The sequence below is a fragment of the Catellatospora aurea genome (genome assembly GCF_042663325.1).
Taxonomy (GTDB): domain Bacteria; phylum Actinomycetota; class Actinomycetes; order Mycobacteriales; family Micromonosporaceae; genus Catellatospora; species Catellatospora aurea.
In genome coordinates this window covers 1-26,909 of the sequence record NZ_JBHTAC010000041.1, presented here as the reverse complement: position 1 = coordinate 26,909, position 26,909 = coordinate 1, and the positions used below count along the sequence as shown (strand labels likewise).

The following is a 26,909-nucleotide window of genomic DNA, read 5'->3' as shown; positions in this document are numbered from 1 at the left end:
GTGCTGCGATCGTAGGAGCGTGAACGCGTTTCCCACGCCGACGCCCGAGACCGTGCAGTGGCTCCGGCAGGTCCTCGGCGCGCCGATCACCGCGGTGACGCCGCTGGTCGGCGGCATCGCCCACGCCGTCAGCGCCGTCGACACGGCCGATGGGCGGCGGTACGCGCTACGCCGCTGGTGCCGGCCCGGCTGGCAGGTCGAGGACCCGTGGTTCACGCCCGCGAACGAGGTTGCCGCGCTGACCGCCCTCGCGGGCACCGGCCTGCCCGTGCCCGAGGTCGTCGCGGTGGACCACACGGGTGCGCACACCGACTTCCCGGCGCTGCTGATGACCTGGCTGCCGGGCACGATGCTGCCCAGCGCCACCCACCGCGCCGACGCCGGCCCGCCGCCCACGACGGCCATGCTGCGCCGGCTCGTCGACGCCGCGCACACCGTGCACGCAGCCGACGGCACGGGCGTCGCCCCGTTCGAGCCGTACGTGGTGCTTGCCGACGCCCGGCCGCCGCTGGCCAGCACCAGGCCGCGGCTGTGGGAGCGGGCGATCACCGCCGGGGCGGCCGTCACGCCTCCCGCGCGGTCCACCCTGATCCACCGCGACTACCACCCGGGTAACACGCTCTGGCACGACGGCCGGCTCACCGGCATCGTGGACTGGACGAACGCGTCCCGGGGCGCGCCCGGCTACGACTTCGGCTACCTGCGCGTGAACCTGCTCATCACGTACGGCCAGGAAGCCGCAGACGCCCTGCTCCCTCTGCTCGACGGGCACGACCCGGCCGCGGACCTGCTGGCCTTCCTGGACATGGAATGGGAGGGCCCGCACGCCGCCCCGCTCCCGGTGATGGAGTCATACCTGGAACGCCTGCTCTGATAGGAAGGGCACCTTCTACAACACATGGCGATGTGAAGGTGCCCTTCCTTACAGCGGGGCGCCGGCGGCGAGTGCGGCGCGGGCTTCGGCGGCGGACGGCCCGTCGCCGGCGCAGACCTGCTCCAGGGCGGCCCGGTATGCCGTCGGCAGGGCCTGCTCGGCGGTCGTCGCGAGGTCCGGGGCCACGCCGACGCTCTCCCAGTTCGTGCCGGAGACCGGGTTGACCGCGCGGGCCACCGAGATCGTCGCCTCCAGGTGCGGGTGCAGGCGGAAGGCCTCGCGCGGGTGCGCGCCGCCGCGCGTGCGCTCGCCGACGACGGTGCCGCGGCCGGTCCGCTGCACGTCGTACGCGAGCGCCTCCCCGCCGGAGAAGGTGGACCCCGAGGTCAGCACGTACAGGGGCCGGTCGCGGCCGAAGCGGCGGCCGGGCACGTGGGCGTGGCTCCACGACTGGCGCACCTGGTCGGTGGCGCGCTCGTACATGCCGGTCAGCTGCACCGGCTCGTGGTCCCACAGGTAGCTCATGAACAGGCTCACCGCGGACGGCTCGCCGCCCAGGCAGCCGCGCAGGTCCACGATCAGCGCCCGAACCGGGGCGAGCAGCGTGAACGCCGCCGCGTACACGTCGCCGACGAGCACCGCGGGGAACAGCACCGGCGTGACCTCCAGCAGGCCCACGTCGCCCGGCAGGCGGCGTGCGCCGGCGATCCCGCCGCAGGTGCGCTCGGCCCACTGGGCCATCGCCGCGTACTCGGCTGCGTCGTCGCCGGGGACCTGCTCCGGCAGCGGCTCGGCGTGGTGCAGCAGGCGCAGGTGCTTGTCGCCGTTGACGGACTGCAGATCGGCGGTGACCTCCGTGGCGAGCGCGGCCGGGTCGGTGGGGTAGCCGTCGCGCCGGGCGGCCAGCCGGGCGGAGATCTGGGCGGCGGCGTCGGGGAACACGTAGCGCTCCTCGACCAGGGTCCGCAGCCGGTCGACGAGTTCGGTCACCTCAGGGGTCGTCATGGAGTCCAGGGAAGCACGTTGCTTGACAAAGCGTCAAGAGTTCTTGACGCTTAACTCATGACACCGCGTGACACCGGATCTGCGGGCTCTGAGAAGCCGCCGGTCCGAACCGGACAGAGCGGACCCGCGTCCGCCGACCAGGACGGCCCGGTTGGGCCGGCGGACGAGACGGTCATGCAGGTGACCTCGCCGGAGCACTTCAAGGCACTGGCCCACCCGATGCGGCACCGGCTGCTGTTCGCCCTGGAACGTCCGGCCACCGTCAGCCGGCTCGCGGCGGTGCTGCGTACCAACAAGGGCAACGTGGCGCACCACCTGAAGGTGCTGGTGGACGCCGGGTTGGTCCGGCCCGCCGGCACCCGCACCGTGCGCGGCGGCACCGAGCAGTACTACGCCCGCCCGGCCCGCGCCCTGCACTACGCCGGCCCGGCGGCGGCGGAGAACACGGCGGTCGCGTTCCAGGCGCTCGGCGCGGAGATCGCCGCGGCCGCCCCGGACCCGTTCCTGGTGCTGCGTCACCTGCGGCTGACCGCCGACCAGGTCCGGGACCTCACCGCCACCCTGACCGCCCTCGCCGAGGACACTCCTGACGCCGGAGACGACGGCATACGGTACGGCCTGCTGCTCGGTCTCTACCGGCCGCACGACCCGGACGCTCCCTCGGATTGATCGACGATCTCTCCATCAGCGTTTTCTCAGCTTGCCGCAGTTGAGGTGGGCATAACGCGTAAGGAGAGGTGGTCGTCTACATGAGCGCACAATGGCGTGAGCGGTTGCGGACGGACGTGCCCGCGTCCCTGGTGGTGGTGCTGGTGGCACTGCCCCTGTCGCTGGGCATCGCGGTGGCGTCCGGGGCGCCCGTACTGGCCGGATTGATCAGTGCCGTGATCGGCGGGATCGTGGTGGGAGCCCTCGGCGGCTCCGTGGTGCAGGTGAGCGGCCCCGCGGCCGGCCTGACACTGATCGTGGCGCAGACCGTGGCCACCTTCGGCTGGCGCGGGGCGTGCGCGATCACCGTCGCCGCCGGGGTGCTGCAGTTGCTGCTCGGCGCGTCCCGGGTGGCGCGGGCGGCGCTGGCCGTCTCGCCCGCCATCGTGCACGGCATGCTCGCCGGGGTCGGCGTCGTGATCGTCCTGTCCCAGGTGCACGTGCTGCTCGGCGACGCCCCGCAGGCCTCGGCGCTGGCGAACCTGCGCGCGCTGCCCTCGGAGCTGCTGCACAACCACACCCCGGCGGTGTTCGTCGGCGTGCTCACCCTGGCCGTGCTGTGGGGCTGGCGGGCCGTGCCGACGCTGGCCGGGATCGTGCCCGCGCCGCTGGCGGCGGTGGTCGTCGGCACCGCAGTCGCGGCGGCGACCGGCTGGGACCTGCAGCGGGTGGACATCCCCGACGACATCCTCGCCTTCGACGCCGGGCCGATCTGGCCCGACGCCGCGCCCTCGACGCTGCTCGCGGCGGTCGGGGCGGTGGCGCTGGTGGCCAGCGTCGAGTCGCTGCTGTGCGCGGTCGCCGTCGACCGGATGCACGACGGGCCGCGGGTCAACCTGGACCGCGAGCTGGCGGGTCAGGGCGCGGCCAACGTCGTGGCCGGGGCGCTCGGCGGTCTGCCGGTGGCCGGGGTGATCGTGCGCTCGACGACGAACGTGAAGGCGGGCGGCCGTACGAGGCTGTCCACGGTGCTGCACGGTGTGTGGATCCTGGTGCTGGTGCTGGTGGCCGCGCCGGTGATCGAGCTGATCCCGCTGCCCGCCCTGGCCGCGCTGCTGGTCTACACCGGCGTGCAGATGGTCAACCTGACCCACGCCCAGCAGGTGCACCAGCACCGCGAGATGCCGGTGTACGTGCTCACGCTGCTCGCCGTCGTGGTGCTCGGCCTGTTCGAGGGCGTGCTGGTCGGCATGGCGTGCGCGCTGCTGCTGTCGGTCTGGCGGCTCACCCACGCCACCGTGCGGGCCTACCAGGACGAGCACGGCTGGCACGTCGCGATCGAGGGCTCGCTGACCTTCCTGGCGGTGCCGCGGCTGAGCCGGACGCTGGCCCAGGTGCCGGCGGGGGTCGCCGTCGGCGTCGAGCTGAACGCCGACTTCATGGACCACGCCGCGGTGACCGCGCTGCACGACTGGCGCACCGGCCACGAGCGCGGCGGCGGCACCGTCGAGGTGCACGAACTGCACCACAACTGGTACGCCGACGCGATCACCGGCCAGCGCGCGCCGGCCCGGAAGATCCACCCGACCGCCTGGCTGCTGCCGCGCGTGCACCGCGCCGTGCCGCACGGGGCCCGGGAGCGGCTGACCCGCGGCGCGCGGCTGTTCCACCGGCACGGGGCCCGCCGGGTCGGCCCGCTGCTGGCCGAGCTGGCCCGCACCGGGCAGCAGCCCACCCAGCTGTTCATCACCTGCGCCGACTCGCGCATCGTGCCCAGCATGATCACGTCGACCGGTCCCGGGGACCTGTTCACCGTGCGCAACGTGGGCAACCTGGTGCCCCGGGACGGCGACGGCGACCATGACGGCAGCGTGCCGGCCGCGATGGACTTCGCGCTCAACGTGCTGCAGGTGCGCACCATCACGGTGTGCGGGCACTCCGGCTGCGGCGCGCTGGCCGCGTTGCTGCGTCCGGGCACCCTGCCCGCGCCGATGCCGCACCTGCTCCGCTGGCTGCAGCACGCCAAGCCCAGCCTGCAGCGGGTGGGCCAGGTCGGCGACGGCGACCACCTCACCCGGCTCTGCCAGCAGAACGTGGTCCAGCAGCTGGAGAACCTGATGTCCTACCCGGGGGTCGCCGAACGCGTCCACGACGGCCGACTGGAGTTGGTCGGCATGTACTTCGACATCGCCACCAGCCGCATCCACCTGCTGGACCCGACCCACACCAGGTTCACGCCCGTCTCGGCGCGCTGAGGCGGGCCGTGCGCGGCGGGCAGCAACGCCCGCCGCGCACCCCGGCCGCCGTCAGGCGATGTCGCGGCGGCGGTTGATCATGATGCCGATCGCGCCGGCTACCAGCGACCAGCCGGTCAGCACCAGCACCCCGACCCACCACGCCGCGGCTTCCGGGTACAGCTTCTCCGGCGAGACCATGACCTGCGACGCGATGGACGGCATCATGACGGCCGAGGTCAACACCCAGTCGCTCTGGATGAGGTACGCCCGGATGAGGTTGAACACGCCGAGTCCGCCGACGAAGCCTCCGAGATAAATGATCATCGCAGTGACGACAGCGCCGATCTGGCTGTTGATGAGCGTGCCGAGCCCGAAGCCGAGCAGTGCCCACAGCAGGTACGCGACCAGGTTGAACAGGAGCGCCCGCTGGACGGGCCACTCACCCAGGGAGTTGGTCAGCCCGAGGTTGTCGAAGAAGATCAGCCCGGCGGTGAGCGACAGGACCCGCGCCACGAGCCAGAAGACGAACCCGAGTCCGAGCACCGCCAGCAGCTTGCCGAACACCACCTGTGTGCGGCGCGGGGTGGTCAGGAACGTGGCTGTCGCCGTCTGGTACTGGAACTCGTTCGTGATCACGAGTGCGCCCAGCAGCATCACCAGCAGCAGGCCGAAGAACTGGCCGCTGGTGAAGATGTTGCCGGCCGCGTTGACCGCCTGCAGGTGCAGGTCGTGCAGCTGCGCGAACTCCGCCCTGGCCGCGGCGACCTCGGCCGCGCTCATGCCGCGGCCCGGTTTGAACACCGCGGCGGTGTCCCGGGCCCGCTCGAGGTGCTGGGCGGCCTCGGACATGTTGATGAACAGCGCGAACCCGGTGAAGAACACCGACGCGAGACCGAACAGCCACCACGCGTTCGTCGTGGTGATCTTGCGGAGCTCGCTGCGGACGAGCCGGAGTCCCGGGATGCCGACGTGCGCGATCACGGGGCGGGCGGTGGCCGGGGGCGTCTGGAGGGTCGCGGTCATCGGATATCCGCCTTTCCGGCCGTCAGCTGCAGGAACACGTTTTCGAGGTCGCGCCGCTCGGCGGTCAGCTCATGGATCTCGGCACCGACCCGCAGCGCCGCCGCGCCGATCGTCGGCCCGTCGGCGCCGACGATGCGCAGCGCCCCGTCCTCGACGGGTGTGGCCGTGACCGCGTCGCCCAGTTCGGCGACCAGGGCCTCCGGGCGGGGAGTGCGGACGAGCATCTGGGCGGCCCCGGCCGAGGCGAGGATCTCGGCCACGGTGCCCTGCCGGACCAGCCTGCCCGCCGCGATGATCACGACGTCGTCGGCGAGCAGCTCCATCTCGGACAGCAGGTGGCTCGACACCAGGACCGTGCGGCCCTCGTCGGCGAGCGACTTGAGCAGGTCCCGCATCCACCGGATGCCCTCGGGGTCCAGGCCGTTGGCGGGCTCGTCGAGGACGAGCACGTCCGGGTCGCCCAGCAGCGCGGCGGCGATGCCCAGCCGCTGGCGCATGCCCAGCGAGTATCCCTTGAACTTGCGGTTGGCGGCCGGGGTCAGCCCGACCGTGTCCAGCACGTCGTCGGCCCGGCTGATCGGGATGCCGGCCGCGTCGCACAGCATGCGCAGGTGGTTGCGGCCGGTGCGGCCGCGGTGCGCGCCCGAGGCCTCCAGGAGCGCGCCGACCTTGCGGATCGGGTCGGTGAGGTCGGCGTAGCGCCGTCCCCCGATGGTCGCGGTGCCGGCCGTGGGACGGACCAGGTTCAGCACCATGCGCAGGGTGGTCGTCTTGCCCGCGCCGTTCGGCCCCAGGAACCCGGTGACCCGGCCCGGGCTGACGGTGAACGATAGGTCGTCGACCGCGCGCACGTTTTTGTAAACCTTGATCAACCCACTGACGGCGATACCATCGTCGGCCATCGGCCAGCTCCCCTTACGTCGACACCTAGAAGCGTGATGCATAGTAGTTCTAGGTATCGTGGCACGCAAGAACGGGCCGGCGCGGCCGGGCGCACCGAGTGCACCCAGGCCGCGCGGAGCCGGATCAGGCCTCGGTGGCCGGGGCGGGGGCGTACACGAGGTTCAGCACGCCGGTCTTGAACGTCTCCGACGACACCAGGGTCAGCGGGATGGTCTCGCCGTCGTCGAACAGGCGCTGACCGTGGCCCACCACGATCGGGTGGATCAGCAGGTGCAGCTCGTCGAGCAGGCCGGCCCGCAGCAGCGAGCGCACCAGCACCACGCTGCCGGTGATGCCGAGGTCCTTGCCCGGCTCCGCCTGCAGCGCGCGCAGCTCGTCGAAGTCGCGGACGACGGTGGTGTTCTCCCAGGTCGGGTCCTGCAGGGTGGTGGACACGACGACCTTGCGCTTGCCGTTCATGACGGCCGCGAACTCGTCCTCGCTGCTGGGCCAGTACTCCGCGAAGCCGTCGTAGGTGGTGCGGCCCAGCAGCATCACGTCCGAGTCTTCCATCAGCTTGCCGACGGCCGCGCCCATGGCGTCGTCGAAGTACGGGAAGTGCCAGGTGTGGGGGTCCTGGACGACGCCGTCCAGCGACACGAACAGCCCAGCGACGATCTTCCTCATGATGACCTCCGGTCGGTGCGGCGCCGCGCCCCGTTGGCTCGGCTGCCGTCTCACCCACTCCGACGAACGAGCCCCGCGAAACTCATCGGTCCCCGGGAAGAAAATTCTGTCGGACCCGTGAGCTGCGACAACAGGATCCGCCTCGGGGCGTCGATGAATTCGGCCGCCCTCGACCGTCCTATCTGACGAGGCGTACATCCGACCGGGCGGCGGGCGGGCGCGCCGCGGAGGAGGCAGCGGTGCGCGAGCATGCACGGGAGGCGTACACGGTGCTGGTCATCGGTCCTTCACCGGGCGCGGCGGACCTGGCGGCGCTGTGCGCCCGAGTCGACGACGCCCGCCGCGACGCGCCGGCGGGCAGCGACCTGGTGGTGCTCTGCGACGTCGGCACCCTGACCCGGCCGGATCTGGCCGGACTGGACGTGCTCGCGCGCCTGCGCCTGCACACGGCGCGGGCCGGGGGCACGCTGCGGCTGTGGCGGGCCGGTCCGCACCTGCGGCTGCTGCTGGAACTGACCGGCCTGCGCAGCGTGCTGCCGTCACATCCGGGCTCAGCCGACGAGTTCGGCCTCCTTGCCGCGCACGAGCACCGGCGGCAGGCCGAACAGCGGGAACAGCCGCTCGGTGTCGAGGAAGTTGTTGACCCCGGCGATCCGTCCGGCTGAGATCTCCAGCACGATGAGCGCCCACGGCTCGTGCCGGTCGGGGTCCTCGGTCGGCCGGTACTGCCCGAAGGCGGGCAGGCCGTTGGCGGCGACGGGCACCAGCCGGGAGCTCCGGCAGCCGCAGCCGAGGCCGAGCATCCAGGTGCGGATGTCGTCGACCCCGCGGAACCACAGGTCCAGCGGCGGCATGGACAGCGTCGCGTCCTCGTGCAGCAGCGTCGCGAGCGCGTCGAGGTCGTAGCGCTCGAACGCCTCCACGTACCGGGTGAGCAGGGCGGCCTGCTCGGCGTCGGTCGGGGCCAGCACGTCGGCGTCGCTCGCGTGGGCGGCGCTCAGGCTCGCGCGGGCCCGCTGCAGCGCGCTGTTGACCGAGGCGACGGTCAGGCCGAGCAGCTCGGCGGTCTCCGCGGCGCTCCACGCGAGCACCTCGCGCAGGATCAGCACCGCGCGCTGCTTGGGGGCCAGGTGCTGCAGCGCGGCGACGAACGCGAGCCGGACCGACTCGCGGGCCACGGTCAGGTCGGCCGGGTCGGCGGTGTCCGGTAGCAGCCGGTCGTCGGGTGCGGGGCCGACCCACACCGACTCGGCCAGCGGCACGGGCGCGCTGGTGACCCGCTCGGGCGCGCCGGCAGAGGCCAGGTCCATCGGGCGGGCCCGGCGCTGCGCGCTGCCGAGCATGTCCAGGCACACGTTGGTGGCGATGCGGTACAGCCACGAGCGCAGGGAGGAGCGGTTCTCGAACTGCTCGTAGCCCTTCCAGGCGCGGATCATGGTCTCCTGCACCGCGTCCTCGGCCTCGAACGCCGAGCCGAGCATCCGGTAGCAGTAGGCGGTCAGCTCCCGCCGGTGCGCCTCGAACATCTCCTCCACGTCCGCGAACCTACACCCGCCGCCCGACAACACCCGTCACCCGCACTCACGGGGCGGTTGCGCGTGCGGGCGGGGCGGGCGAACTATCCTTCGGGCGATGGACAGCCGCGAGATCTGCACGGACCGACGCCTCACCGAGTTCCTGGTCGCATACCTGGGCGGGTGGACCGAGGCGGAAGGCCTGACCGTGGTCGGCAGCCCCGCGCGGACCCGGCCGGGGTGGGACGGCCAGGTCCGCGACGTGGTCGGGGTGTCGACGCCGCACGGCGGGGTGCTGTCCGTCGCGCCGGAGGTCGTCGACGCGGTACGCGACGCGGTGTCGACCTGGGACGACGTGCTCGACCGGCTGCCCGCCGCGCTCGGCCGGCCCGATGCGCCCGCGTTCCGCGGGGTGTTCCGGTGGACCGAGGCCCCCGCGGAACTGCCCGACGCCGGTGAGTGGGTGCCGGCGCTCGACCCGCGGGTGCCGGAGTGGCTGCACCCGTTCGGCGGCCACGTGCTGATCGCGTTCGACGACGCGGGCCGGTACGCGGCGGGCGTGGGGGTCAAGCGGCACAACAGCGCGGGCATGGAGATCTCCGTCGGCACGGAGGAGGCACACCGCGGCCGCGGGCTGGCCACGGGGCTGGTCGCCCAGGCGGCGCGCTGGATCGTCGCGCAGGGTGCGGTGCCGATCTACCTGCACGACCCCGCGAACACCGCCTCGGACCGCACCGCGCGCAGCGCCGGATTCCCGGACCTGGGCTGGCACATCATCGGCGTCGGCGGCCATCCGCTGAGCGACCCGCGCTCGGAGCAGTCCACTCCCGACTAGAGCGTCTTCACGTAGCGGGCGTCGCGGTGCTCGACGGCGAACCCGGCCGACCGGTACAGCCCCAGCGCGCCGGTCTGACTGTCCGCGTCGACCCCGAGCCCGGCCTGCGCGAACCCGTCCAGCTGGGCCTGCCGCAGCGCCGATGCCAGCAGCGCGCCCGCGACGCCGCGGCCGCGATGTTCGCGGCGGGTGCCGAGGACGGAGATCCACGCCTCGGTGCGGCCGGTCGCCTGCGTGTCGGCCTCGTAGTAGTGCGTGAGCAGGATCGCGGCCAGGGTGTCGCCCCCGCCGGCCGGCGGGTGCTCGGCGGTGGCGACGAACGACAGCCCGGGGCGGAACGCGCGGGTGCCGGTGTACCACTGCTTCCACATGTCGGGCGTCTTCTCCGAGAAGCCCCAATGGTCGACGAACGCCGCGTTGCGGACCAGCCGCGCCGCCTCGTCGTGACGCTCCAGGTCGAAGCGTTCGACGCGGTACCCGGTTGGCACGGCGATCTCGGGCAGGTCGCCGGTCAGCGGGCGGCGCATCGCGAAGAACCAGCGTTGCGGCGCGAAACCCGCGCGGCCGAACAAGGCCTGCTTGCCCTCGTTGGCATCGCTGACCTCGGCATGCAGCTCCAGCGGAGGGTCGGGGTGCCCCGCCACCGCCGGGGTCGCCTCGATCGCCCAGTCCACCAGCCGCCCGCCCAGGCCCTGCCGCCGGTACGCCGGGCGCACGTAGCCGCCGAAGACGACGCGGTGCACGGGGACCGTAGCGTTGGCCGCCAGCACTCCATACGCGGCCAGGCGGTCGCCGTCCCACACACCGACGGTCGCCGCTGCCAGGTCGAGGTCCGGGTCTGCCAGCTGCTCGGCGACATCGTCGGCGTCGTAGTGCTCACCGGTCCGATCGACCAGCTCCGCCTCGGCGATCACCTCGGCGCATGCGGCGGCGTCGCCCACCCGCAACGGTTCCCATCGCATCGCGCGAGCCTATGAACGCGTGATGCCGGTCGCGAGTGATTTACGCGGCAACCCCTGTCCGGGGCAGGATGACGCGTGGAACCATCTGAACCATGATCGGCGGGGGCAGACCATGACCTATGCGGTACGCAGGATCGAGCCGGGCGAGTGGCGTCAGCTGCGCGCCCTGCGCCTGGAGGCGCTGCAGGACTCGCCGACCGCCTTCGGCACGACACCCGCCGACGCCGCCGCGCTCGCCGACGAGATCTGGCAGCAGCAGGCCGAACAGGCCGCGAGCTCACCGACCACGGCGACGTTCATCGCCGTCGCCGCCGACGGCCGCTGGGTGGGCATGGCCGGCTCCGCTCCGGTGGAGGTCGTCCCAAGCACCTTCTGCATTCAAGGCGTCTACGTCACGCCCGCACACCGCGGCCGGGCGGCCGGACTCGCGGCCCGGCTGGTCGGCGTCGCGATCGCCTGGGCCCGCGACACCACCGACGCGTCGTGGCTCACCCTGGGTGTGCACGAGGACAACGAGCGCGCTCAGGCGTTCTACCGGCGCATCGGGTTCACCGAGACCGGCAAGGTCGTGCCCTGCCGCCTGAACCCGGCCCGGAACATCACCATCCTGGGATACGAGAAGTTCCGGCCGACCACGGCCCGCTAGTCTGACGATCATGGCAGATTGGGCTACCCGGCGGGCTTCGACGGCCGACGTCGAGACGGTGGCGGAGTTGCGGGCCGTGGTGCTGCGGCCGGACCTCGAACGGCTCGGCCGCTACGACGAGCACCGTGTGCGGCAGCGGCTGCGGGACAAGTTCGTGCCGGAGCACACCCAGGTGATCGAAGTCGGCGGCGAGTTCGCCGGTTGCGTGACGCTGCGCCCGGCCGAAGACGCCCACTGGCTGGAGAACTTCCTCCTCGCGCCGCACCTGCACGGCAGCGGCACCGGCACGGCCGTGCTCACCGGGCTGCTGGAGCAGTGCGATCGCGACGGCACCGTCGTCCGGCTGCAGGTGCTGCAGGGCAGCGCCGCCCGGCGGCTGTACGAGCGGCACGGGTTCACCGTCGAGTCCGAGGACCCGGTCGACGTGTTCATGAAACGCGAACCGGTCCCGGCCGTACGCGACTGATGATCTGCTGAACGTCGCCGGCCCGGTTCAGCGGATCGGGGTGCATCGCCCCAGGTGCGCACGGACGGCGTCGAGGAAGGCGTCGGGGGCGTCACGGTGGACGTGATGGCCGACCGGGATGGTCACCAGGCTGCCGTTCGGGAAACGGGCGGCCATCGTGGCGATGCGTTCCTGGGGCAGGAAGCTCGCGGGGCCGCCGCGCAGCGTCAGCACCGGGCAGCCGATCGACTCGACGGCGTCCCACCAGGCCGGGTCGGGTGCGTTGAGCTGGCCCACGATGTGCCGCCGGATCTCGTGGTCGGGCACGGTGAAGCCCATCGGGTCGGGTGGCGGCGTCTCCTCCAGCACCAGCCCCGACACCCGCTCCGGCCGCGCGTACGCGGCGAGGTAGGCCACCACGCCGCCCATCGAGTGTCCGACGAGTGTGACATCGCGCAGGTCGAGCAGGTCCAGGAAGCCGACCACGTCGTCGCGCATGAGCTCGAAGGAGTAATGCTCGGTGCGGTCGCTGGCCCCGTGGCCGCGCAGATCGACGGCGTACACCCGCCGGTCCGCCGCGAACGCCGGGGCCACCTCCGCCCAGGCGGAACCGTCGGCGCTGCCGCCGTGCAGCAGGATCATCGGCGGCGTGGCGGGAGCCCCGAGCACTCGGTAGGCGAGCCGTACACCGCGGATGTCGATGATCTGGTCACCTGCCATGGCGGCGAGCCTACCGGCTGATCCGGTGTGGATCCCGCCCGTTGTCGGGTGCCCGGCAGGAGCGAATCGCCTGCTCACTCCTGATTGGGCATACGCTCTTCTCAGGCCGCCGGTGGGGTCGCGGCTCAGGGGAGGCAACCGTGTCCGCACCGTCCGAAGCCGCCACCGCCGAGACGACATCCGCCACCGGTTCCGTGCTGCCGAAGATGCGCACGATGTGGTGGGAGGAGGGGGTGCGGGCCCGCGCCGACGCCGGGCTGCGCACCCTCGCCCAGGCCCTGCCCAGGCTGGTCGGGACCGCGCTGCGCATCGCCTGGCGGGCCGACCGCGCCCGCACCGCGATCGTGCTGTCGTGCACCGTGCTGGCCGGGGTCATGTCGACGGCCGGGCTGCTCGCCACCCAGCAGGTCCTGGTCGGCCTGTTCTCCGCCGCGCCCACGCCGGACCGGGTGGCCACGGCGCTGCCCGCGCTGATCGTGCTGGCCGGGGCGGCGGCGCTGCGGGCGGGCATGGGCATCGCCACCGGGTACGCCCTCAACGGGCTGACGCCCCGGGTCGACCGGGCGGTGCAGCGGCAGCTGTTCGAGGCCACGACCGCAGTGCGGCTGGACGCGTTCGACGAGGACGCGTTCGCCGACGACATGGAACGGGCCGCCCGCGGCATGGAGTCGGTGATCGGCCTGGTCAACGCGATGATGGCGCTGGCCGCGGGCGCGATCGGGGTGCTCGCGGTGGCGGTGGCGCTGGTCGTGGTGCACCCGCTGCTGCTGGGCGCGATGCTGCTGGCGACCGTGCCGAACGCGTGGGCGGCGCTGCGGGCCGGGCACCTGGAGTACCAGACGTACCTGGCCGGGTCGGTGCGCAGGCGGCGCATGTGGATCCTGAACCGGCTGATGGCCGACCGGATGACCGCCGCCGAGCTGCGCGCGTACGGGCTGCGCGGGTTCCTGCTCGGTCAGTACGACACGGTCATGGACACCGAGACCCGGATCCAGCTCGACCTGGCGCGCCGGGTCACCACCACCAACGCGCTCGGCGCGATGGCGGGCGGCGTCGCGACCGGCGCGGTGTACGCGCTGCTCGGCTGGCTGCTGCTGGACGGGGCGATCCCGCTGTCGGCCGCGGCGACCGCCGTGATCGCGTTGCAGGCCGCCCGGCACTCGCTGGCGACGGTGACCTACCAGGTCGACGCGCTGTATATGGAGGGGCGGCACTTCGACGACTACACCGGGTTCATGGAGCGGGCGAAGGCGCACGTGCCCGCCGCCGATGGCAGCCTGCCCGCGGGCGCGCTGGAGACCCTGCAGGTCGACGCCGTCAGCCTGAGCTATCCCGACCGCGAGGCGCCGGCCGTCGACGAGGTGTCGCTGGACGTGCGGGCCGGACAGACGGTGGCGTTCGTGGGGGAGAACGGCTCCGGCAAGACCACGCTGGCCGCGGTCATCGCCGCGCTGCGTGCCCCGTCGACGGGCACCGTCCGCTGGAACGGCGTGCCGCTGGCCCAGCTGGACGCCGACGGGCTGCGGGCGCGGATCGCGGTGGTGTCGCAGGACTACTGGAAGTGGCCGTTCACCGCGGAGGTGAACATCCGCCTCGGCGAGGCGGGCGCGCCGGTGCAGCGCGAGCGCATCGAGGCGGCGGCGCAGCGCGCGGTCGCCCACGACATGATCATGCAGTTGCCGTTCGGGTACGACACGCTGCTGGACCGCACCTTCGCCGACGGGCAGGACCTGTCCGGCGGGCAGTGGCAGCGCATCACCGCAGCGCGCGGCTTCCTGCGCGACGCGGACCTTCTCATCATGGACGAGCCGTCGTCGGCGCTGGACCCGCGCGCCGAGGACGCCCTGTTCCAGGCGATCCGGGACCGGCAGGGCCGGCGGACCACCATCCTGATCACGCACCGGCTGGCCAACGTGCGCCACGCCGACGTCATCTACGTGCTGCACGAGGGCCGGCTGATCCAGTCCGGCCGCCACGACGAGCTGATGGCGGCCGGCGGCCGGTATGCGGAACTGTTCACGCTCCAGGCCAGCGGCTACCTGGACGCCGCCTGATCTGCTCATATCATGGCAAGGTGGGCGAGGTGCCGGAGGAGACCGTGCGTGAGCTGTACACGGCCCTGCCCGAGGAGTTCACCGCCGCCCGCGACGCGGCGGCGGCCGCGGCCAAGGCGGCCGGGCACAGCGCGCAGGCTACCGCGATCAAGCGGCTGCGCCGGCCGACCGTCGCCGCGTGGCTGGTGAACCTGCTGGCCCACCGCGCACCCGAGCGCATCGCCGAGTTGACCGCCCTGTCCGCCGCGCTGCGCGACGCCCAGCGGCAGCTGCGCGGCGCGGACCTGCGCGCGCTGACCGTGCAGCGCCGCGAGCTGCTCTCGGCCCTGGCCGAACAAGCCGTCGACCTGGGCGTACGGGCTCAGCCCGGCCTGACCCCGGCGAAGCTCCCGCAGGCCGAGGTCGAGCAGACCCTGGCCGCCGCGCTCGCCGACGACGAGATCGCCGCGCAGGTCCGGGCGGGCACGGTCGTCAAAGCGGTGTCGTACACCGGGTTCGGTGCGGCTTCGGCGTTCGGCGCGGACACCGACGACGAGGACGACGCGGACGTGGTGGTGCTGCCGCGCAGACCGGCCCGTAAGGCGCCGGCGGGCCCGGCCCCGACACCTCCGGTCCCGGCACACGACGGCGCAGCGGCACCGGCTGGGGGTCGCGTCGCCCGCAGAGCGGTGGCACAGCGCGACCGGTCAGCCGATGACGTGCGGCCGGAGCGGGAGGCCCGCGCGACCGAGCCGCCCCGTGTGCCGTTGGAGCTGCGGCGGGAGTTGGCGTCGGCGCGGGAGGCCGAGCGGCGGGCGCGGGACGAGGCGGACCGGGCGCGGGCGGCGGAGGCGGCGGGTGCCGACGAGCTGGCGCAGCTCAGGGAAACGCTGGCGGCCCTGGAGGAGCGGCGGGCCAGGGCACAGCAGGAGGTCGACGGGCGGCGGGCCGCCCGTACGGCGGCGGAACGGGCGCTTGCCGCAGCGGTGCGACGCACGACGAAGGCGCAGGCGGCGATCGACGCCGTGACGGCATGACGGCGGCCCCGGCCGGGGCTGGATCACACAGCAGGAGGAGCACACGATGTTCGGCAGGACGCGAGCGTTCTCGGGGTTCTCGGTCGACGACACCGAGACGGCCCGGCGGTTCTACGGCGAGACGCTGGGTCTGGAGGTCACCGACCTCGGCGGCGGCCTGCTGCGGCTGGAACTGGCCGGCGGCGGCCAGGTGCTGATCTATCCGAAGCCGGATCACGTGCCGGCGACGTACACCATCCTGAACTTCCCGGTGACGCACCTGGAGGCGGCGATGGGGGAGCTGCGGGAACGCGGTGTCGAGTTCGAGAACTACGACACCGCGGACCTGAAGACCGACGCCGCAGGGGTGTCCGACGCCGACACGGGGCCGCGGATCGCCTGGTTCAAGGACCCGGCGGGCAACATCCTGTCCGTGCTGGAAGAAGACTGAACGCCGTTGCCTCTGGCGTGGCCGCCTTCCGGGCAACTACGGTGACGGCCCAGGATGTCCACCGGCGACGGGGAGCAGCGCATGGCCGGGGCGGGACCGGGCGTGGCCCGGCGTGCGATCGTGGGCGGACTCGTGCTCGCGCTGCTGCTGCCGCTGCTCGCGTGCACCGGCGGTTTGCCGGGCCGGGACGAGGAACCGGTCGCGCTGTCGCCGGAGCAGACCGCGGCCGCGCTGGCGTCGCCGGATCCGGCGGAGCGCCGCCGCGGGGCCTGGTCGGTGCTGGCCAATCTGGGCGTGGCCGTGTACACCCCGGCGGGCGAGCAGGTGCTGGCCGGGGTGAGTCCGGGTCCGGACGGGGTGCACGTGCTCGAACCGCAGGTGGACACTCTCGCCGAGATGGCGGGCACGGCCCGGGAGCCGATGCTGGACTTCACGAGGCGGCTGTCGGCGCTGGGCGTGCGGCGCGAGCCGGCGGAGCTGCTGGAGCTGTACCGGACGGCGTACTGGCAGGCGCGGGACCGGTGGCTGGTGCGGTTGCTGCAGGCCCGCCAGGTGGACTTCTCCGGGGACGGCGAACTGGGGCCGTCGGTCGACGCCCTGTCGGAGTGGCTGATGCTGCTGGACGGGTTCGCGGCCCCGGTGGTGGCGAGCCGGGTGCCCGAGCGGGCCGGTGAGCGGCCCGCGCCGGAGGCGGCCGGCTGGGGCGTGGTGTATGCGGCGGGCGGCCGGGAGCTGTCGCTGGGCGGCGCGCCCGCGACGGCGTACGCCCAGGCGATGTTGCGCTGGCAGGGTGTGCGGATCCGGCTGTCGCCGCAGAACGCGCGCCTGGCCCAGGGCGTGGGCGGTCCCGGTGACGAGCTCGACGTCGTCGCGACCGTGGACACCGCGCAGGCCGCCGCGACGGCCTTCGGGCCCGCGCCGCTGCTGGTGGCGGCGCCCGCGCCGGGTGCGGTCGAGTTGGTGTTCTCGCCGCCCGCGCACCTGGCCGGGCATGTGGAGCTGGGCGGGGGCGGGCCGTCGCGGCACCGGGCCGCCACCGACGCCGCGGGCCGGGCGACCGTGCGTCTGCGGGCCGCGGTCGACCCGGGTGCTCCGTCCGATCCCGAGCGGACCGTGACCGGGATGGTGCGGGCCACGGCGGTGGACGACCTGCGCCTGTTCCAGGCCGTGTTCGCCGGTGCGCCGGCAGGACTGGCCGCGTTCCTGGCGCCGATGCCGCGGCCCGTGGCGACGCTGCCGGTGACCGCCACCTGGCACGGCGTGGAGGACTGCGCCACGTTCACCGACGGTGAGTGGTCGGGCGCCGCGACGCTGTCGGGCACGGTCCGGGTGGCCGGCGCGACGTTGCGCGCCAACGGTGGCCAGGTCAGGTTCCGGCTGGTCGTGGCGGGTGGCAACGTCGTCGACGGCGAGGTGGAGCAGGTGATCGACCTGACCGGCGCGGTGGGTGACCGGCAGGTCGTCGCCACGCTCGACGGGGTGGGTCCACCGGTGGGCGGCGCGGGCGCGGTTTCCTTCACGTACTCCGCGAGCGCGCTGGAACGGGTCGTCGGCGACCAGCCGTCCGAGCCGGTGAAGACGGCGGTCCAGGGGCGGTTCACGCCGCGTGCCGGGGACTGCGCGACGCTGACCGGTGACCTGTCGCTGACGGTGCGCGGCACCCGAGCTGCCGACGGGATCAGCGGCACGCTCACCGCACGGTTCGAGGCCACCAGTGCCGGATGACGGGCCGCCGCACACCATCGATGAGCTGCATCGTACGATGTGGACAGTTATCGAACATGTGTTCTAAAACACACGCCGTATATTAACCGACTACTGGTTGACACCAAAGTGACGCATCTATATATCCTGATGGTGCGCGGATAACCAGTGGTTTGATTGGCGGCCTTCGGGCAAACCGCTGGTTGTGCCGGTGTGCTCCACCACGTCCGAACCGGGTGCGGGCCCGGACCGGGCGAATGCCGGCTCCGCGCAGCTCACCACTGCGATGACGGAGGCGGAACAATGTCAGACAGTCCAGGAGCTACCACCACGGCCACCAGCGCATACGACCTCATCGGCGGCGCGCCGTCGGTGCGGGAGGCGGTGGACCGGCTCTACACCTACCTGCTCGCCGACGAGCAGCTCGCCGACTACTTCGACGGCGTCGACCTGCCCAGGCTCAAGAGCCACATGGTCGCGCTGCTCACCCACGTGCTCGGGGGCCCCACCGGATACCCGGTGGAGAACCTCGGGCCGGCGCACGCCCGGCTGAACATCAGCGCGGCCCACTACCAGCGGGTCGCGCAGTACGCCGCCGGAGTCCTGTTCGAACTGCACGTCCCGATGGACGTCATCCTCCAGGTCGGACAGGTGCTGGCCAGCGTGCAGCCCCTGATCGTCGCCGAGCCGGCGGCGGTCTGAGGATGGACGCGCAGCGTCTGCAGAGCAGCTTCGCCGCCGTGCAAGCCCACGGCGACCGGGCCGCGCAGCACTTCTACGCCTTCCTCTTCGTGGCGTATCCGGAGCTGCGCGACCTGTTCCCGGTGTCCATGGCCGGCCAGCGGGACCGGCTGCTGCAGGCGCTGGGGCACGTCGTGTCCCACGTCGACCAGCTCGACCAGGCCGTGCCGTACCTGGAAGGACTGGGCCGCGACCACCGCAGGTTCTCGGTGGTCGGGGCGCACTACGCGCAGGTCGGGCAGGCGCTGCTGGCCACCCTGGAGCACTTCCTGGGCGAGGAGTGGACCGACGACCTGGCCGCGCAGTGGTCGGCGGCGTACGAACTGGTGTCGGGCACCATGCTGCGGGCGGCCGAGCACGCCGCCCGCAGCCAGCCCGCCTGGTGGACCGCCGACGTGCTCGAACACGAACGCCGCGGCCCCGACCTGGCCGTGTTCACCGTGCGCCCGACCATGCCGCTGACCTACCGGCCCGGCCAGTCGGTGGCCCTGGAATGCCCGCTGCGGCCCCGGGTCTGGCGCTACCTGTCGCCCGCGAACACCCCGCGGGCCGACGGCACCATCGAATTCCACGTACGCGCCCAGCCCGGCGGCGAGCTCAGCCCGGCGCTCGTCCACCAGCTCCGCGAAGGCGACCAGGTGCGGCTCGGCGCACCGCTCGGCCGGCGGCTCACCCTCACCCCGGGCGGCGGCCGCGACCTGCTGCTGATCGCCGCGGGCACCGGCCTGGCCCCGCTGCGGGCCCTGGTCGAGCAGGTCGAGGTCGAGACCGCCGCCGGGGTGCCGGCCCGGTCCGTGCAGCTGTTCGCGGGCGCCCGCGGCGTCGGCGACCTCTACGACCTGCCGACCCTGCGCGGGCTGGAGGCGGCGCACCGCTGGCTGAGCGTGCTGCCGGTGACCCCGGAGGAGCGCGGCGGCGACGACGTGCTCGGCGCGGCGCTGCGCACCACACGCCTGGGCGAGCGTGAGGTGTACGTGTGCGGGCCTCCCGCGCTGGTCTGGAACGCGCGCGAGGCGCTCGCCGCCGCGGGTGTGCCCGCCGCGCAGATCCACCTCGAGGACTACGACGGCGCGCGTTACCAGCCGTCCCAGGCACCCGCGGCGAGCGCCGCCGCGATCCGATGAGCACGATCCGATGAGCACAGGGGGAGCAGTGACCACAGTCAGCGCGTACGAGCAGCCGGACCTGCGCAAGCGGGTGCCGCACACGCCGGAGTCGATCGTCCGCCACCACCTGCCCGACGCCACCGGCCGGCGGCGCGGATACGACAAGGAGGCCGTCGACCGGCTGCGGCGCACGCTCGCCGAGGACGTCGACGCGCTCAATGCCTACATCGCCGCCCAGCAGGCCGAACTCGACCGGGTCAAGCGGCTCGGCGACCGGTTGCAGCCCGTCGACCCGGCGGTGCGGGCTCGGCAGGTCGCCGCGGAGGCGGTCACCCTCACCGCCCGCGCGCAGGCCCAGGCCGACACCGTGATCGCGGCCGCGCAGCAGCAGAGCCGGCTGATCGTGGAGAGCGCGGAGAAGCAGGCCGCGCACATCCTCGACGCCGCCCGCCGCGACGCCGACCGGGCCGCGGCCAGCTACCGGGCGAGTGCCGGAGGCGCGTACAGCCCCGACCGCGAACGCGAGGCCCGCGACGTCGCCATGCTGGCGACCTGCCTGCGCTCGCTGGAGGCGGCCCGGTCGAACCTGCCGGCCATCGAGGCGCAGTTCGACGCCGTGATCCTGGCGTTCGCGCACCAGCTGAAGCACCTGAGCCCTTCGCCCGACTGACCCTGGGACCGCCGACGGCGTCGTGTCCTAAATGGAGTGAACATGTCCGGCCCGGCCTGCCCGTCAGATGATGTCCAGATGCAATCACGCCCCGTGTTGCCGATGTTCGCGTTGCGTTACAACCGGCTGCTCGACGCGATCCAACCCGGCGGCGTACGCCAGACCGACGAGATGGTCGCCCGTGCCGTCGACGTGTCCGCGCAGTACATCGGCATGCTGCGCACCGGCAAGCGCACCAACCCGGGTCACGAGCTGGTCGGGCGGATCGCCGCGCACTTCGGCGTGGACGTGGCCTACTTCCTCGACCCTGAGCGGGCCGCGGTCGTCGATCGGGAACTGGAGCTGCTCGGCGCACTGCGCGACACCAAGGTGCGCCGGCTGCTGCAGCGGGTGAGCGGCCTGTCCCCGGCCAGCCTCGACCTCGCCGCCGAGGTCGTGGAACGCCTGCGCCTGCTGGAAGGGCTCTACGACGACGAGTAAACGAACGGTAACCTGACGGTGGGACACTGCCTCGCCGCAGGCTGACGGAGCCGGCGCGACGGCAGTGATGAGGCGGACACGTGGCGGATCACACGGTGCACCGGCTCCCCGGACCGCAGGGGCTGACGGCCAACCTGACGATCGGCGCGCTCGTGCACGTGCTCGCCGCGCTCGTCTACGGGTTGCTGTCGTTGCTGCGGCTCGAGGGCTGCGACAGGGCGGACGGGCTGGCCGCGGGCTGGGGCCTCGCCGTCCTGCTGGACCTGCTGCTGGGCGGGGCGCTGCTGGCGGGCGCGCTGCGCCGTACCAACGGCAACCGGTGGGCCATGCTGGCCGGCTGGGCACTTACCCTGGTCCCGTTCGGCATGCTGGCCGCTGCCACCTCCAGCTACATCGCGAACCTGCCCAGCGGCTGCGCCTGATGCCCCCGCAGGATGCCCGTCGCTCGTCCGCACCTGCGCGGGAGATCCGCGGGTTGCGTCCGGTCTCCGTGCGGGAGGTCGGGCTGCTTGCCCGGCAGGCGGGCTACGACGCGGCGGAGCCGCTGGTGGCGGGCGTCTCGCGTAGGGACGTGCCGCCGGTGTACGCGTGCGCGGGCTCGACCCCGGCGGGGCGGCCGTTCGGCGAGCGCACTTCCGTCTATGCGGCTTCACTGTCCAAGCAGGTCATCGCGGCGCTGGTGGCGCTGGTGATGCGCCAGGGCGGCCTGGCCGTGGACGAGCCGCTGTCGCGGCGGCTGCCCGAGCTGCCCGTGTGGGCGGAGTCGGTGCGCCTGCGCCACCTGCTGCACCACGTCGGCGGCCTGCCCGGCGACGACCTGGTCGACCTCGCCCTGACCGGGAACCGCACCGGGCCCGGGGTGCTGGCCGCGCTGCGGGCGCTGCCCGAACCCGCGCGCCCACCCGGCACCGCGTACGGGTACTCCAACGCCGGTTACGTCTGCCTCGCCGAGGCGGTGCGCCGCGCCGCGGGGACCGAGCTGCCCGCGCTGGCCGAGGAACTGCTGTTCAAGCCGCTGGGACTTGCCGACACGCGCCTCTGGGACGGGCCCGGGGCGGCCCCGCCGGACGCCGAACCGCTGTCGCCCGCACCGCTGTCGCTGGGCGACGGCGGGCTCTGGAGCACCCCCGCCGACCTGCTGCGCTGGGCGGACGCGCTCAACGACAGCCGGCTCGGCGTCAGCGGGTTGATGCAGGCCCCGGGCCGCCTCGACGACGGCACGGTGCTGGACTACGCCTGGGGTATGGGCGTGCGGCAGCGCCACGGGCTGACGGTGTATCGCCACGGCGGCGGCTGGCCCGGTGTGCGCACCGTGCTGGCCCGGGTGCCCGCCCGGGGGCTGAGCGTGCTCGTCGTCGCCCTGGACGACGAGACCGAGCGCGCGGCGTCGCTTGCCGACAGCCTGCTCGACCTGCCGCTCGGCTAATACCGGGTTTGACTTATATAAGTCACAGCTGTAACTTCGGGCCGTGCACGCCTTCGACGTACTCGGCGACCCGGTCCGGCGGCGGATCCTCGAACTGCTCGCCGGGGGCGAGCAGACCTCCGGCGCCCTCACCCAGGTCGTCCAGGCGGAGTTCGGCATCTCGCAGCCCGCCGTGTCGCAGCACCTCAAGGTGCTGCGCGACAACGGCTTCGCGAACGTGCGCGCCGAAGGCACCCGCCGGCTGTACGCGGTTGACGCCGCCCCGCTGCGGGAAGTGGACAACTGGCTGGACCACTTCCGCGGGTTCTGGAACCAGCGCCTCGACGCGCTGGGCACCGAGCTCGCCCGGGGCCGCCGCGAACGCCGCCTGCGCGAATCAGAAGACAAGGAGAAGCCCGATGAAGGACATCACCGAGCAGCTTGAGGCGATCCGGCGCGAGGTCGCGCGGCGCGACGGCGGCGACCTCGGCGAGCTGGTCGCCGTGCTGGTCAAGCGCACCTACCACGCCGACGTCGAGGACGTCTGGGACGCCATCACCAGCAAGGAGCGCCTGCCTCGCTGGTTCGCACCGGTCACGGGCGACTTCCGCGAGGGCGGCAGCTTCCAGGTCGAGAACATGGCCTCCGGCGACATCCTCCAGTGCCGCCCCCCGAAGCTGCTGCGGATGACATACGGCGGCCCGAACAGCATCGTCGAGGTCCGGCTGGCCTCGGCCGGCGAAGACGTCACCGACCTTGAGGTCGAGCACACCGTGCCCGTCGCGATGGCCGGCAGCGGTGCGGGGGCGCTCTACGTCGGCCCCGGCTGGGACCAGGGCCTGCTCATGCTCGCCCGGCACCTCGGCGGTGAGCACATCGCCGACCCGCTCGCCGACCAGAACTCCCTACCGGGCCAGGAGTTCTCCCGCCGCTCCATCCAGGCCTGGGCCGACGCCGTACGCGCCTCCGGCACCGCCACCGAAGACGAGATCACCGCGTCGGTCACCGCCGCCGCCACCCATTTCGCCCCGGACTTCTGACAATGCTTGCGCCATCCGGGAGGTCGGGTTCGAGTCCCGGGTAGTCCACCGCATATCGGAGATGTCCGATCAGCGAAAGCCCGGCTCGTCAGCGAGCTGGGCTTTCGTCCGTCCGGGGCGGGCGGGATCGCCCGGCTATCAGGGCGTGCTGAACCTGTCGTCGATCCAGCGCGCCGGCTCGGACTCGGGCACGGGCGTGGCCGACGGATGCGGAAGCTGGCTCGTCCAGCCCCCGGAGACTCCGCGGTGTCGCGACCGGTGTGGCGGGCGAGGCGGTCACGTCATGCCTCTCACGGGCGGCGGCGGCACACCGCCTGCGGCTGTCATTGCCCTGGCCGCGTGGGGCTGGCCCAGCGCGACTCGTGTGGCCGGTGCGGCATCCGCGACGTCGGTCGAGGCGTCGCACGGGTACCGCGTGACGCGCGGCGCGGTGACGCGGTTGCCTGCCTGTGCCGCCCGCAGCAGAGACCTGGCAGCGACGTCCCGTGACGTGCACGGTGGCACGACCAGCAGATCTACTCGCGTTCCGCGCGCGCTCAGGGCGGTGAGCAGGCTGGCCGGCTGGCTGGCGTGGTAGTCCACGCCTATCCGGCGGCCGCCGACGTGGACCTGCTCCGGACGTGGGCTCCAGCCGCCGACGCCGAGCACGAACCGCACGACCGGCCCATGGATCGGGTCGAGCGCCAGGGCCAGGCCGGGCAGCGCTTCGGCCGGGTCCGTCGAGTAGGGCCACCATCCGCCGTCGAGCATTCCGGCTGCGGTGTGGGTGGGTTCGACGCGCAGCCGTTCGGCACGCTGCGCCGACGCGGGCAGTAGACCCATGAGGTCCGGCGGGCCGATCCGTGCCGTCATGGCGTGCCCGATATGGTGACGACGTTCCAGCGCTCGACGATCATCCCGCGGTCGACCCGGAACAGGTCGTAGAACCACCGCGGCGCGTGGCGCTCGGTGCCGGTGGACACGGTGAGCACGAACTCTCCCTCGGCGACGGTCATCAGGCGGCGGTCATAGACCGTACGGTTGGACCGCCAGTCGTCTGCCATCGCCTGCAGGCCGTTGCCGACCAGCGGGTCGTGCTGGATCAGGCGCGAGCTGAAGAAGTGCCGCAGTCGGTCGGGCTTGCCCCCGATGAGGATGGTGTCGATCAGGTAGTCGACCAGCCTGCCGCTGCGGGCGCTCTGCCCGGGCCGGGTGACCTCGGCGGGGCCGTCGGTCTGGCTGTGCCCGCTGGCCGTGTCGGCGATGACCGGCTGGTGCGCGGCCCAGTGCTCGGCGAGCGCACCGTCGGTGACGCGGAAGATGTCGAACCCGGCGTGCTCACCGTCCGGGCCGTCGTGGACGCGGTGGACGGCGACCATGTCGCCGTCCACCAATACGCGCACGGTTCCGCCGGCGAATCGGGGACCCAGTTCGGCCAGCAGCCGCCGGGCCTGCCTGTCATGAGCGCGGTGCGCGGCGTATGAGCGGGCAGTTGGTGGGGCTGCCGGAAGGTCGATGGCGTACACAATCGCTCCTCGGGTGTCTGCGGTGAGAACCGGCCGAGCCGTTCTTCCGAAGATCCAGGAGCGTGACGCTGGTGGCCCTCAGCAAAACCGCAAGGTGCGGATGCCGCGCCGCCGCCGACTCAACATGCACGGGCGAGTGCCCGTTACGGTATCGACGAATGCGATATTCCCTCTTCAGTGTACGCCCTGGTAGTGGCGACGGCCCGGGCGGACGAGGGGCGTGGCCCGGGGGATGCCCACGGCACCGGTGGGGGCCGAAGGTCCTGAGGATCAACGCTCGGAGATCTGGACGTGCCGTGGCGGACCACCCGGTTGCGCTCGCAGCCGCCAGCCCCGGTGCCCACGCCGTGAGGGCGCGAGTACGTCCGGGTCACCCGATTGATCGTTGAACGTCTGGCGTCAACGAGCGGGGGACGGATCTGGGCGGGCGGCAAGCGGTGCACGCTCCCAGTAGTGGTCCGGCCGCCGCGTACCGCCCGGTTGTCGGTCGACGATCACCGGCAGGCGGTGACGGAGCCGGCGGCGATGATCGATGAATGGTGGCGACGCCGCACCGGCGACGCCCACACCGACAGCCGACGTACGCCACCGCCACCAGGCCATCGAATCGTCACGACGCCTGCCGACGGACGGCCGCGACGACAACGGCAGGCCCCTGAGCGGCGTGAACGCGGTTCGTGTTGTGCCACATCCGGTCCGCGCCCGCGCATCTGAGTACACACCACTCAGGACATGCCTGCGGCCGCTCTCTAAGTTCGGCCATATGTTGTCTTATCGATCGGGCCTAGGGTCCGGCACGCGGCTCCGGGCCGCGCTGGCGGCCCTGACCTGCACCTTCATGCTTCCCGCGGTCCTCGCGTCCCCGGCGTGGGCCGAAGACGGCCGGCGTGGCGGCGACCTGTCCGACCTGAGGGTGTGCGACCTGTCCGCCTGTTACCTGGTGCTTCGGGTGGTGGACTCCGACGCTGACGGTGTGTCCGACGCGGACGAGACCACCGCCGGCTACGACCCGTTCGACCCGGCCAGCACCCCGCCGCTGAAGGTCATCCTGGACGCGACGATCGCCGGGACACTGCCGACCTACGAGCTCGGGTACGGCACGTGGGCCGTGTTCCCGGAGGAGTTCGTCCGGGGTCTGGAGAAGAACTGGCTGGCCCGCCAGGACCTGCCCGGGGGTCTCCCGCCGACCCTGCCGTCGGAGGTCTTCGGGATCCCCACGCGCCAGGGCAGCCTGGCGCTCGCCGGGATCGACGACGGGCTGCTCAAGCAGGCCGGCATCGAGATGCCGTGGGTGAACGGCCTGACCTTCGGCCTGTCCGCCCGTGACGACGCGGGCAAGGACCTGGGCATCGACCTGGGCCGGTTCAACGGCAGCTGGTACAGCGCGTACGACGGTGTGACCTCGTGGTGGGCGGCCGGCCATGGCGGTGCCGACTCCTGGCCGGCCGACGACGACGGGACGAGGAGGACCAGCTACGGCGACGGGTCCACGTCGGTCACGACGGAAGGCGAGTGCGAGCTCACCTGCACGTCGAGCACTCAGACCGAGTACTACGACAAGGATCTCAACACGGTCGGCTACTCCAGCGAGAAGACGTGGGTCGACCTGAACGGCGGCTACCACATCGAACGGACGCAGCGCGACGAGAACGGCAACGTCACCAAGCAGGTGCACATCGTCCACCGGACCGACAGCGAGGGCAACAAGACGGTCACGAAGGACACCACCGAGTACAAGCGAGACGAGAACGGCAAGGTCACCGAGACGAAGAAGACCCACGAGGAGAAGAAGGAAGACAAGGACGGCAAGAAGTCCTCCTCGAAGAAGACCCAGAAGTGCGACGCCAAGGGCGAGAACTGCACTGACGCGATGACCACCGGCGACGACGTCACCGGCCCGCCGCTGCCCGGCACGGCCTGGCTCTCGCACCAGGAGGTGGCCGCGGCCCTGGAGAAGATGCTCACGATGAAGGGCGCGACGGTCACCCCCGTCCAGGACGCCCCCGACGTGATCGGTGTCGTGACCGATGACGACGTCGACGCGGCCATGCACCACCGGGACCTGATCTCCCTGTTCTCGGGTGAGGACACCGCCACTCACGCCGGGGCGATCGTCATCGCGGCCGGCTGGAACAAGGCCCACCCGGAGACCCGCCCCGACCTGCCCAGCCCGATCGAGGGTGCACCGGGCGGCCCCACCGGCGGCGGCTGCGCATCCGGCCCCGGCACCTGCTGAGGCCTCGCCCGGCTGCGGTGCGGCACCCGTCGCGGACGGGTGCC

General features: G+C 72.7%; 29 protein-coding genes. 20 read left to right on the top strand and 9 right to left on the bottom strand.

Annotated elements, in window-relative coordinates; translation table 11 throughout:
* Positions 1-19 precede the first annotated feature (19 nt).
* Positions 20-874, top strand: a complete 855-nt coding sequence (locus tag ACFQO7_RS29145) for a phosphotransferase family protein (protein ID WP_376809361.1) — start codon at positions 20-22, stop codon at positions 872-874.
* A gap of 48 nt (positions 875-922) precedes the next feature.
* Here ACFQO7_RS29145 and ACFQO7_RS29140 read toward each other — a convergent pair whose 3' ends face one another.
* Positions 923-1,879, bottom strand: coding sequence for a S41 family peptidase (locus ACFQO7_RS29140; protein ID WP_376809360.1), 957 nt, complete (start codon positions 1,877-1,879; stop codon positions 923-925).
* A 174-nt stretch (positions 1,880-2,053) separates the two neighbouring features.
* On the opposite strand from ACFQO7_RS29140, the gene ACFQO7_RS29135 reads away from it, so the two are divergent.
* Positions 2,054-2,548: an ArsR/SmtB family transcription factor gene (locus ACFQO7_RS29135; protein ID WP_376809359.1), complete on the top strand. Its 495-nt coding sequence runs from the start codon at positions 2,054-2,056 to the stop codon at positions 2,546-2,548.
* 80 nt (positions 2,549-2,628) lie between these two features.
* Positions 2,629-4,782 (top strand): bifunctional SulP family inorganic anion transporter/carbonic anhydrase, encoded by a 2,154-nt coding sequence (locus ACFQO7_RS29130; protein ID WP_376809358.1) that lies wholly within the window; start codon positions 2,629-2,631, stop codon positions 4,780-4,782.
* Positions 4,783-4,833: 51 nt separating this feature from the next.
* Here ACFQO7_RS29130 and ACFQO7_RS29125 read toward each other — a convergent pair whose 3' ends face one another.
* The 3 genes from ACFQO7_RS29125 to ACFQO7_RS29115 form a co-directional block, all read right to left on the bottom strand.
* Positions 4,834-5,787 carry an ABC transporter permease family protein gene (locus tag ACFQO7_RS29125; protein WP_376809357.1) on the bottom strand — a complete coding sequence of 318 codons (954 nt, stop codon included), beginning with the start codon at positions 5,785-5,787 and terminating at the stop codon, positions 4,834-4,836.
* Complete coding sequence (locus tag ACFQO7_RS29120) at positions 5,784-6,731, bottom strand: ABC transporter ATP-binding protein (RefSeq protein WP_376809356.1); 948 nt, start codon at positions 6,729-6,731, stop codon at positions 5,784-5,786. The genes ACFQO7_RS29125 and ACFQO7_RS29120 overlap by 4 nt, the downstream gene beginning before the upstream one ends.
* A gap of 82 nt (positions 6,732-6,813) precedes the next feature.
* The gene (locus ACFQO7_RS29115) at positions 6,814-7,356 is read right to left on the bottom strand and encodes a dihydrofolate reductase family protein (RefSeq protein WP_376809355.1); all 543 of its coding nucleotides are present in this window, start codon (positions 7,354-7,356) and stop codon (positions 6,814-6,816) included.
* Between the two features lie 239 nt (positions 7,357-7,595).
* Here ACFQO7_RS29115 and ACFQO7_RS29110 point away from each other — a divergent pair, with 239 nt between their 5' ends.
* Positions 7,596-8,021, top strand: coding sequence for an STAS domain-containing protein (locus ACFQO7_RS29110; protein WP_376809354.1), 426 nt, complete (start codon positions 7,596-7,598; stop codon positions 8,019-8,021).
* On the opposite strand, the gene ACFQO7_RS29105 is transcribed toward ACFQO7_RS29110, so the two are convergent.
* Positions 7,908-8,882, bottom strand: coding sequence for a sigma-70 family RNA polymerase sigma factor (locus ACFQO7_RS29105; protein ID WP_376809404.1), 975 nt, complete (start codon positions 8,880-8,882; stop codon positions 7,908-7,910). The genes ACFQO7_RS29110 and ACFQO7_RS29105 overlap by 114 nt on opposite strands.
* 106 nt (positions 8,883-8,988) lie before the next feature.
* Here ACFQO7_RS29105 and ACFQO7_RS29100 point away from each other — a divergent pair, with 106 nt between their 5' ends.
* Positions 8,989-9,705 carry a GNAT family N-acetyltransferase gene (locus tag ACFQO7_RS29100; RefSeq protein WP_376809353.1) on the top strand — a complete coding sequence of 239 codons (717 nt, stop codon included), beginning with the start codon at positions 8,989-8,991 and terminating at the stop codon, positions 9,703-9,705.
* Here the strand turns inward: ACFQO7_RS29100 and ACFQO7_RS29095 are convergent.
* Positions 9,702-10,667 carry a GNAT family N-acetyltransferase gene (locus ACFQO7_RS29095; RefSeq protein WP_376809352.1) on the bottom strand — a complete coding sequence of 322 codons (966 nt, stop codon included), beginning with the start codon at positions 10,665-10,667 and terminating at the stop codon, positions 9,702-9,704. The two genes, ACFQO7_RS29100 and ACFQO7_RS29095, sit on opposite strands and share 4 nt — an antisense overlap.
* 112 nt (positions 10,668-10,779) lie before the next feature.
* Here ACFQO7_RS29095 and ACFQO7_RS29090 point away from each other — a divergent pair, with 112 nt between their 5' ends.
* Entirely contained in the window at positions 10,780-11,313 is a 534-nt protein-coding gene (locus ACFQO7_RS29090) for a GNAT family N-acetyltransferase (protein WP_376809351.1), read from the top strand.
* A 10-nt stretch (positions 11,314-11,323) separates the two neighbouring features.
* Positions 11,324-11,779: a GNAT family N-acetyltransferase gene (locus tag ACFQO7_RS29085; protein ID WP_376809350.1), complete on the top strand. Its 456-nt coding sequence runs from the start codon at positions 11,324-11,326 to the stop codon at positions 11,777-11,779.
* A gap of 27 nt (positions 11,780-11,806) precedes the next feature.
* On the opposite strand, the gene ACFQO7_RS29080 is transcribed toward ACFQO7_RS29085, so the two are convergent.
* A complete protein-coding gene (locus ACFQO7_RS29080) occupies positions 11,807-12,478 on the bottom strand; it encodes an alpha/beta fold hydrolase (protein WP_376809349.1) in 672 nt (223 codons plus the stop codon).
* A 206-nt stretch (positions 12,479-12,684) separates the two neighbouring features.
* Here ACFQO7_RS29080 and ACFQO7_RS29075 point away from each other — a divergent pair, with 206 nt between their 5' ends.
* From ACFQO7_RS29075 to ACFQO7_RS29020, 12 genes are all read left to right on the top strand, one after another.
* Complete coding sequence (locus ACFQO7_RS29075; protein WP_376809403.1) at positions 12,685-14,532, top strand: ABC transporter ATP-binding protein; 1,848 nt, start codon at positions 12,685-12,687, stop codon at positions 14,530-14,532.
* A gap of 20 nt (positions 14,533-14,552) precedes the next feature.
* On the top strand, positions 14,553-15,548 hold the full coding sequence (locus ACFQO7_RS29070; protein ID WP_376809348.1) for a hypothetical protein: 996 nt from the start codon (positions 14,553-14,555) through the stop codon (positions 15,546-15,548).
* A gap of 46 nt (positions 15,549-15,594) precedes the next feature.
* A complete protein-coding gene (locus ACFQO7_RS29065) occupies positions 15,595-15,978 on the top strand; it encodes a VOC family protein (protein WP_376809347.1) in 384 nt (127 codons plus the stop codon).
* Between the two features lie 54 nt (positions 15,979-16,032).
* The gene (locus ACFQO7_RS29060) at positions 16,033-17,703 is read left to right on the top strand and encodes a hypothetical protein (RefSeq protein ID WP_376809346.1); all 1,671 of its coding nucleotides are present in this window, start codon (positions 16,033-16,035) and stop codon (positions 17,701-17,703) included.
* A 282-nt stretch (positions 17,704-17,985) separates the two neighbouring features.
* Positions 17,986-18,384 (top strand): group I truncated hemoglobin, encoded by a 399-nt coding sequence (locus ACFQO7_RS29055; protein WP_376809345.1) that lies wholly within the window; start codon positions 17,986-17,988, stop codon positions 18,382-18,384.
* Between the two features lie 2 nt (positions 18,385-18,386).
* Complete coding sequence (locus tag ACFQO7_RS29050; protein ID WP_361041324.1) at positions 18,387-19,547, top strand: globin domain-containing protein; 1,161 nt, start codon at positions 18,387-18,389, stop codon at positions 19,545-19,547.
* Between the two features lie 28 nt (positions 19,548-19,575).
* On the top strand, positions 19,576-20,199 hold the full coding sequence (locus ACFQO7_RS29045) for a DivIVA domain-containing protein (protein WP_361041321.1): 624 nt from the start codon (positions 19,576-19,578) through the stop codon (positions 20,197-20,199).
* A gap of 78 nt (positions 20,200-20,277) precedes the next feature.
* Entirely contained in the window at positions 20,278-20,679 is a 402-nt protein-coding gene (locus tag ACFQO7_RS29040; protein ID WP_376809344.1) for a helix-turn-helix domain-containing protein, read from the top strand.
* Between the two features lie 80 nt (positions 20,680-20,759).
* Complete coding sequence (locus tag ACFQO7_RS29035) at positions 20,760-21,101, top strand: hypothetical protein (RefSeq protein ID WP_376809343.1); 342 nt, start codon at positions 20,760-20,762, stop codon at positions 21,099-21,101.
* A complete protein-coding gene (locus ACFQO7_RS29030) occupies positions 21,101-22,105 on the top strand; it encodes a serine hydrolase domain-containing protein (protein ID WP_376809342.1) in 1,005 nt (334 codons plus the stop codon). Before ACFQO7_RS29035 ends, ACFQO7_RS29030 begins: the two co-directional genes overlap by 1 nt.
* A gap of 43 nt (positions 22,106-22,148) precedes the next feature.
* Positions 22,149-22,529 carry an ArsR/SmtB family transcription factor gene (locus ACFQO7_RS29025; protein ID WP_361041310.1) on the top strand — a complete coding sequence of 127 codons (381 nt, stop codon included), beginning with the start codon at positions 22,149-22,151 and terminating at the stop codon, positions 22,527-22,529.
* Positions 22,504-23,124: an SRPBCC domain-containing protein gene (locus ACFQO7_RS29020; protein ID WP_376809341.1), complete on the top strand. Its 621-nt coding sequence runs from the start codon at positions 22,504-22,506 to the stop codon at positions 23,122-23,124. Before ACFQO7_RS29025 ends, ACFQO7_RS29020 begins: the two co-directional genes overlap by 26 nt.
* A 276-nt stretch (positions 23,125-23,400) precedes the next feature.
* Here ACFQO7_RS29020 and ACFQO7_RS29015 read toward each other — a convergent pair whose 3' ends face one another.
* Entirely contained in the window at positions 23,401-23,976 is a 576-nt protein-coding gene (locus ACFQO7_RS29015) for a DUF5994 family protein (protein WP_376809340.1), read from the bottom strand.
* A complete protein-coding gene (locus ACFQO7_RS29010) occupies positions 23,973-24,506 on the bottom strand; it encodes a nuclear transport factor 2 family protein (RefSeq protein ID WP_376809339.1) in 534 nt (177 codons plus the stop codon). Before ACFQO7_RS29010 ends, ACFQO7_RS29015 begins: the two co-directional genes overlap by 4 nt.
* Before the next feature lie 886 nt (positions 24,507-25,392).
* On the opposite strand from ACFQO7_RS29010, the gene ACFQO7_RS29005 reads away from it, so the two are divergent.
* Positions 25,393-26,865: a hypothetical protein gene (locus tag ACFQO7_RS29005; protein WP_376809338.1), complete on the top strand. Its 1,473-nt coding sequence runs from the start codon at positions 25,393-25,395 to the stop codon at positions 26,863-26,865.
* Positions 26,866-26,909: the final 44 nt, after the last annotated feature.